A 6,489-nucleotide genomic window follows, 5' to 3' on the forward strand; every position below is an offset into this window, starting at 1 on the left:
GGGGGGGGGGGGTCGGGCCGTCCGTCCGCCTTGCGACCCGGACGGACGGCCCGGTCGGTCACCGGCGGGTCGGGGTGGACCCGCTCGTCGGTGCGGACGTGACCGGCACGGAGCCCGTCATCGGTCCGGTGAAGGACCCGGCCTCGGCGGCGGCGAGACCGGCCTCGGCCTCCAGCTCCGCCTCGGCGGACAGGTCGGCCCGCTCCTGCAGCGCTGAACGCTGCCGCAGCGGCGGCACCCGGAAGAACCAGGTGAGCACGAACGCGAGGAGGATCACACCGAGCCCGACCCAGTAGATCGTCACCGACGAGGCGTTGAAGCCCGCCATGAACGGCCGCGTGAGTCGGCTGTCCGCACCGGTCAGGAACGAGGTGTCGTTCGCGCTCGACGCGGTGTCGCTCGTGCCCGATCCGTCCTCGATCTTCTTCGCCAGTGCCGGGGTGAGCTGGTCGACCCAGTACGAGCGCTGGGAGGCGTTCGACCAGTCGACGGAGACGGTGCCGTCCTGGACGGTGGCGTGCGCCTCGTCCGCGACGGCGGCGAGGGCCTGCTGCTCGGCGGCGGGGGTGGCCGCGGCGACCTGCTGGTCGATGACCTGCTGCGCTGCGGCGGCGGGCACCGCGCCCGCGGCGACCTGCTGCTGGACGGCCGCGGTCACCTGTTCCGTGACCGCAGCGTCGGCAGCGGTCGTCGCCTGCGCCGAGGCGTCGTCGAGCTTCGCCTGCACGCCGTCCTCGAGCGGGGTCACGATCGGCGTCCAGATCTTGTCCATGACGCCGCGGTTCTCCGAGGCCGAGGCCACCGTCGGGTTCGTCGCGGCTCCGAGCGCTGCGGAGAGGTCCTTCTGGTTCGCCGTCGCGTGCAGGATGTTCGCCGGCATCACGGAGAACAGCACGGAGAGCAGCACCGCGGTGCCGAGTGTGCCGCCGATCTGGCGGAAGAACGTGGCCGACGACGTCGCCACACCCATGTCCCGCGCCTCGACGGACCCCTGCGACGCGAGCGTCAGCGACTGCATCACCGAGCCGAGGCCGAGGCCGATCAGGAACATCCCGATCATGAGGAACCAGAGCGGCTTGTCGATCGTCATGAAGGTCAGGACGACGTAGCCGGTCGACACCAGGAACGTGCCGATCACCGGGAAGATCCGGTAGTGGCCGACCCGGGCCACGATCTGACCGGACGTGATCGAGGCGATCATCAGGCCACCGACGAGCGGCAGGGTCGCGAAGCCGGACTCGGTCGGGGTCAGACCGACGACGATCTGCAGGTAGAGCGGGATGGTCAGCATGGCGCCGAACATCGCGAAGCCGACGAGGAACCCGATCACGGTGGCCATCGAGAACGTGCCGGAGCGGAACAGCTTCAGCGGGATGATCGCCGCGTCGCCCATCTTCGACTCGACGAGCAGCAGCCCGACCAGTCCGACGACGCCGATCACGTAGCAGGCCACGGCAGCCGGCGAGCCCCAGCCCCAGGTGCGGCCCTGCTCGGCTACGAGCAGCAGCGGGACGAGCGTGACGATGACCGCGGTCGCACCCCACCAGTCGACGACCGGCTTGTCGGACCCGCCGTGCACCTTCGGCAGGTGCAGGAAGACGATGACCATGATCAGCGCCGCGATGCCGATCGGCACGTTGATGAGGAGCACCCAGCGCCAGCCGGTGATCCACAGGATCTCGGAGGAGCCGGCGAGCAGACCGCCGATGAGCGGCCCGATGACGGAGGAGATGCCGAAGACCGCGAGGAAGTAGCCCTGGTACTTCGCACGCTCCCGGGGGGCGAGGATGTCGCCCATGATCGCCAGGGGGAGGGACATGAGCGCACCGGCGCCGATGCCCTGCACGGCCCGGAAGCCGGCGAGCATGATCATCGAGGTCGACATGGACGACAGGACGGCGCCGAGGATGAAGACGACGATGCCGAAGATGTAGAGCGGCCGGCGGCCGAAGATGTCGGAGAGCTTGCCGTAGATGGGCGTGGCGATCGTGGAGGTGATGAGGTACGCCGTCGTGACCCAGGCCTGCTGGTCGAGCCCGTGCAGGTCGTCACCGATCGTCCGGATCGCGGTGCCGAAGACGGTCTGGCCGAGCGATGACAGGAACATGCCCGCCATCAGGCCGTAGATGACGAGGAGGATCTGGCGGTGGGTCATCAGCGGCTGCTGACCGGCCCCACCTGCGGCCGCGGGGGCCTGCACCGAGACGGGTGCGGTGGCTGTCATCGAGCTCCTTGGATCAAGCTGCGCGAACCGGGGTTACGCGCTGTGAAAGTTTGCAGACCGCGCAACGATACATCCGTTGCGTTCTGGAAGCAACTAAATACTCCGGGTACGCTGGCGCAGTGAACGAGGACCGGGCCGCCGCCGAGCGACTCCTGCGATCCCAGCTCGACCGACTCTGGGTCCGGCAGACGATCCGCGCATCGCTCATCGAGTCGCGCGGGGGGCTCGACCCGACGGCGCGGGTGATCCTGCGAGCCGTCGAGCACATCGGTGCCGTGCGCTCCACGGCGATCGCCGACGCGACCGGGCTGTCGCGGCCGGTCATCAGCCGCCGGGTGGCGTCCCTCGTCGACGCCGGCTTCCTCTCGACCGCGCCGGACCCGGCGGACGGCCGCGCGGCGCTCCTCTCGCTCGCGCCGCTCGGCGTCGAGGTCCTCGACCAGCTGGACCTCGCCGGTGCCGAGGTGTTCGACGACCTCACCGGGGTCTTCGCCGCGGAGGAGCTCCGGCAGCTGGCCGGGCTGCTCGAACGGCTCAACGACCAGGCCGACGTCCTGTTCGGGGTGGGCGCGGCTGCACGCGACGCGGCCTCCTGACCGCGCGTCGCGTCAGCGCGGCGTCACCACGGGACGGACTGGAGGCGCGGTGCGGGCCCGCCCCGCGCCTCCAGGCCGGTGGAGGGTACGCCGCGCATTCACTCTCCGTGCCACATCCGGGATACCGTTCTCCCCATGAGCACCGAGAACACCAGCACTGCCGAGACCGTCGACGAGGGGCCCGTGGTGACCTTCGCCGACCTCGGCCTGAGTGACCAGGTGCTCAAGGCCGTCAAGGACATCGGCTACGAGACGCCGTCCGCGATCCAGGAAGCCACCATCCCGACGCTCCTCGAGGGCCGCGACGTCGTCGGTCTCGCGCAGACCGGTACCGGCAAGACCGCCGCGTTCGCGCTGCCGATCCTGTCGCGGATGGAGTCCGGCGCGAAGGTGCCGCAGGCCCTCGTGCTGTCCCCGACGCGCGAGCTCGCGCTCCAGGTCTGCGAGGCCTTCGAGCAGTTCGCCTCGCACATGAAGCACGTGCACGTCCTGCCCGTGTACGGCGGTCAGGCGTACGGCGTGCAGCTCTCGGCGCTCCGTCGCGGCGTCGACGTCGTCGTCGGCACGCCCGGTCGCATCATGGACCACATCGCCAAGGGCACGCTCGACCTGTCCGAGCTGAAGTACCTCGTGCTCGACGAGGCCGACGAGATGCTCAAGATGGGCTTCGCCGAGGACGTCGAGACGATCCTCGCCGAGACGCCGGACGACAAGCAGGTCGCGCTGTTCTCGGCGACGATGCCCGCGCAGATCCGTCGCATCTCGCAGCAGTACCTCACGGACCCGGCCGAGATCACGGTCAAGACCAAGACGAAGACCGCGGCGAACATCACGCAGCGCTACCTCATGGTGTCGTACCCGCAGAAGGTCGACGCCCTCACCCGCATCCTCGAGGTCGAGGACTTCGAGGGCATGATCATCTTCGTCCGCACCAAGAGCGAGACCGAGACGCTCGCCGAGAAGCTCCGCGCCCGCGGGTACGCCGCGGCCGCCATCAGCGGCGACGTCGCCCAGGCTCAGCGTGAGCGGACCGTGAACCAGCTGAAGTCCGGCAAGCTCGACATCCTCGTCGCCACCGACGTCGCTGCCCGTGGTCTCGACGTCGACCGCATCACGCACGTCGTGAACTTCGACATCCCGGTCGACATCGAGTCGTACGTCCACCGCATCGGCCGCACCGGTCGCGCCGGCCGCAAGGGCGACTCGATCAGCTTCGTCACGCCGCGTGAGCGCCGCCTGCTCTCCGCCATCGAGCGCCACACGAAGCAGCCGCTCACGCAGATGCAGCTCCCGACGATCGAGGACGTCAACGAGACGCGCCTGACCCGCTTCGACGACGCGATCACCGCGGCGCTCGAGCAGCAGGACCGCATCTCGGCGTTCCGGGACGTCATCGCGCACTACGTCCGCAACCACGACGTGCCCGCCGAGGACGTCTCCGCGGCCCTCGCCGTGGTGGCGCAGGGCGACGACCCGCTGCTGCTCGACCCGGATTCCGACGAGCTCAGCGCTCGGGTCGGCCGGGACGGCGCTGCGGGTGCCCGCCGTGACCGGGACGACCGCGGTGACCGCGCCGACCGCGAGGACCGGGGTCCGCGTCGCTCGCAGCCGATGACGGCGTACCGCATCGAGGTCGGGCGTCGCCACCGGGTCGAGCCGCGCCAGATCGTCGGTGCGCTCGCCAACGAGGGCGGGCTGCGCCGCGACGACTTCGGCGCGATCCAGATCCGCCCGGACTTCTCCATCGTGGAGCTCCCGGCCGACATGGACGCGGGCGTGCTCGACCGGCTGTCGGACACCCGGATCAGCGGGAAGCTCATCGAGATCAAGCCGGACCGTCGTGGCGGTGGCGGTGGCGGTGGCCGCCGGTTCGACCGGGACGACCGGGGTCCGCGTGGCGGCGGTCGCTCGTACGACCGCGACGACCGGGGTCCGCGTGGCGGCGCTCGCTCGTACGACCGCGACGACCGGGACGACCGCGGGGGCCGCAAGCCGCGCCACTGAGTCGCGCCTGGCGCCCCGCCCGCCGCCCCGCCCGGTGCCGTCGTGCGCCGAGACTCGGCGTGGCCGACATGTCTCGCGCTCCGGGGCCCGAGACATGTCGGCCAGCCCGAGACTCGGGCACGCCAGCGCGAGACTCGGGCACGCCAGCGCGAGACTCGGGCACGCCAGCGCCCGCGCGCCCTGCCCCGACCGCGCTTGCGGGGTCCCGCCAACCGCACGCCGACCCCGCACGATGGCCGCCGACCGTCCCACGCTCCGCGCCCGCGGTGCTTCGATGACCTGAGCCGTGGCCACCCGAAGGCCACGGGAACGAGGGGATCGATCGTGTACAGAGCAGTGCTCACCGCCGCAGCAGCCGCGGCGTTGGTGATCGGTGGCGTGACGCCCGCAGTGGCCGCCACGCCCGCGTCGAGGCTCCCCGGGGTCCCGACGTCCGTCCACGTCAGCGGCGCCGGCGACGCAGCCACGCTGACCTGGGGTGCGCCTCGGTCCGGCGGGGCCGTGCAGCACTGGCGCGTGTCGATCCGCCCGACCGAGGGGCAGCCCGGCAGCGGCACCGACGTCCTGCCCGCCACCGTCCGCTCGGACCGGTACGGCTGGATCCGGGCCGGCGTCCGCTACACGTTCTCGGTGCGGGCGGTCGGTGCGAAGGGCGACGGTCGCGCGGTCTCGGTCCGGTACACGGCCCCGGCCACGACGGCGGTCACGCAGTCCCTCTACGGTCTCGACGCGAGCGGTGCCGTGGTGCGGTTCCCGACGTCCGGGAGCGGCGCTCCGAAGACCGTCGTGAAGCACGGCGCCGGTTTCGCCGCGGACGACGTCGGCAACGTCTTCGTCCCGTCGAGCGACGGCACGAAGCTCCTGCAGTACCCGGCCGACGGGGGAGCGGCGCGGGTCCTCGCGAGCGGGCTGCACCTGACGAAGGACCTCCGTTCGGACGTCCCCGGCAACGTGTACTGGAAGGACTCGGTCACGGGGGCGATCGTGAAGCTGCCGATCGGCGGCGGCGTCCCGAAGACGATCCTGCCGTCCACCGGCACGGCGTGGACGGTCGGGCGTGACGGCACGGTCTCGACCTTCACGACCACCGCGAACGGCGGCACGGTGGTCAGCCGGAGCGTGCACGGCGACGTGACCACCCGGACCGTCGCGAACGCCGAGCAGCAGCCCATCGGCTACTTCGGCGGGCTCCTCGCCGACGGCCAGGGGACCCTGTACGTCGACTACCGCGCGTTCGGCGGCAGCGCCTACAACGGCTTCTGGTCGCTCGCGCCCGGCTCCTCGACGCTCGTGAAGGTCAGCACGCGGACCGCGTACCAGTTCAGCGCGACGAACGACGACTCCCTGCTGCTCGGTCAGTCCGCCGGGTGGTGCGCCGCCATCTCCGAGGCGGACCCGTTCCACCCCTGCACCGCCGACCACGCGGTGGCGCACCTGTTCGTGCAGGACGCCTCCGGGGCGACCGAGGACCTCGCCGTCACCGGCGGCCCGAAGGTCTGGACGAACGGGTTCTACCCGAGCGCCGCGGACTCCGCCGGCGACCTGTTCGTCGACGCCGACTCCGGCCTGTGGCGGATCCCCGCCGAGGGCGGGGCCGCGCAGCGACTCGCGACGGGGCAGTACGACCGGCTCCTCGCGATCTGACGCGACCGACGACGGACGGGA

At 71.4% G+C, this 6,489-nt stretch carries 4 protein-coding genes; 3 read left to right on the top strand and 1 reads right to left on the bottom strand.

All coding sequences use genetic code 11. The features are described from left to right. Nucleotides 1–58: 58 nt before the first annotated feature. On the bottom strand, nucleotides 59–2,224 hold the full coding sequence (locus I59_RS12545; protein WP_049976582.1) for an MDR family MFS transporter: 2,166 nt from the start codon (nucleotides 2,222–2,224) through the stop codon (nucleotides 59–61). A 119-nt stretch (nucleotides 2,225–2,343) separates the two neighbouring features. On the opposite strand from I59_RS12545, the gene I59_RS12550 reads away from it, so the two are divergent. From I59_RS12550 to I59_RS12560, 3 genes are all read left to right on the top strand, one after another. Further along, complete coding sequence (locus I59_RS12550) at nucleotides 2,344–2,820, top strand: MarR family winged helix-turn-helix transcriptional regulator (protein WP_022904162.1); 477 nt, start codon at nucleotides 2,344–2,346, stop codon at nucleotides 2,818–2,820. Nucleotides 2,821–2,955: 135 nt separating this feature from the next. Then, on the top strand, nucleotides 2,956–4,824 hold the full coding sequence (locus I59_RS12555; protein WP_022904163.1) for a DEAD/DEAH box helicase: 1,869 nt from the start codon (nucleotides 2,956–2,958) through the stop codon (nucleotides 4,822–4,824). Nucleotides 4,825–5,148: 324 nt separating this feature from the next. Beyond that, nucleotides 5,149–6,468, top strand: a complete 1,320-nt coding sequence (locus I59_RS12560) for a fibronectin type III domain-containing protein (RefSeq protein WP_148286216.1) — start codon at nucleotides 5,149–5,151, stop codon at nucleotides 6,466–6,468. Nucleotides 6,469–6,489: the final 21 nt, after the last annotated feature.

The organism is Curtobacterium sp. B8, assembly GCF_000333315.1.
Taxonomy (GTDB): domain Bacteria; phylum Actinomycetota; class Actinomycetes; order Actinomycetales; family Microbacteriaceae; genus Curtobacterium; species Curtobacterium luteum.

Bases quoted from the DNA above. Each gene is read 5' to 3' on its own strand.
- I59_RS12545 (WP_049976582.1), bottom strand. From the start codon at position 2,224: ATGACAGCCACCGCACCCGTCTCGGTGCAGGCCCCCGCGGCCGCAGGT.
- I59_RS12555 (WP_022904163.1), top strand. From the start codon at position 2,956: ATGAGCACCGAGAACACCAGCACTGCCGAGACCGTCGACGAGGGGCCC.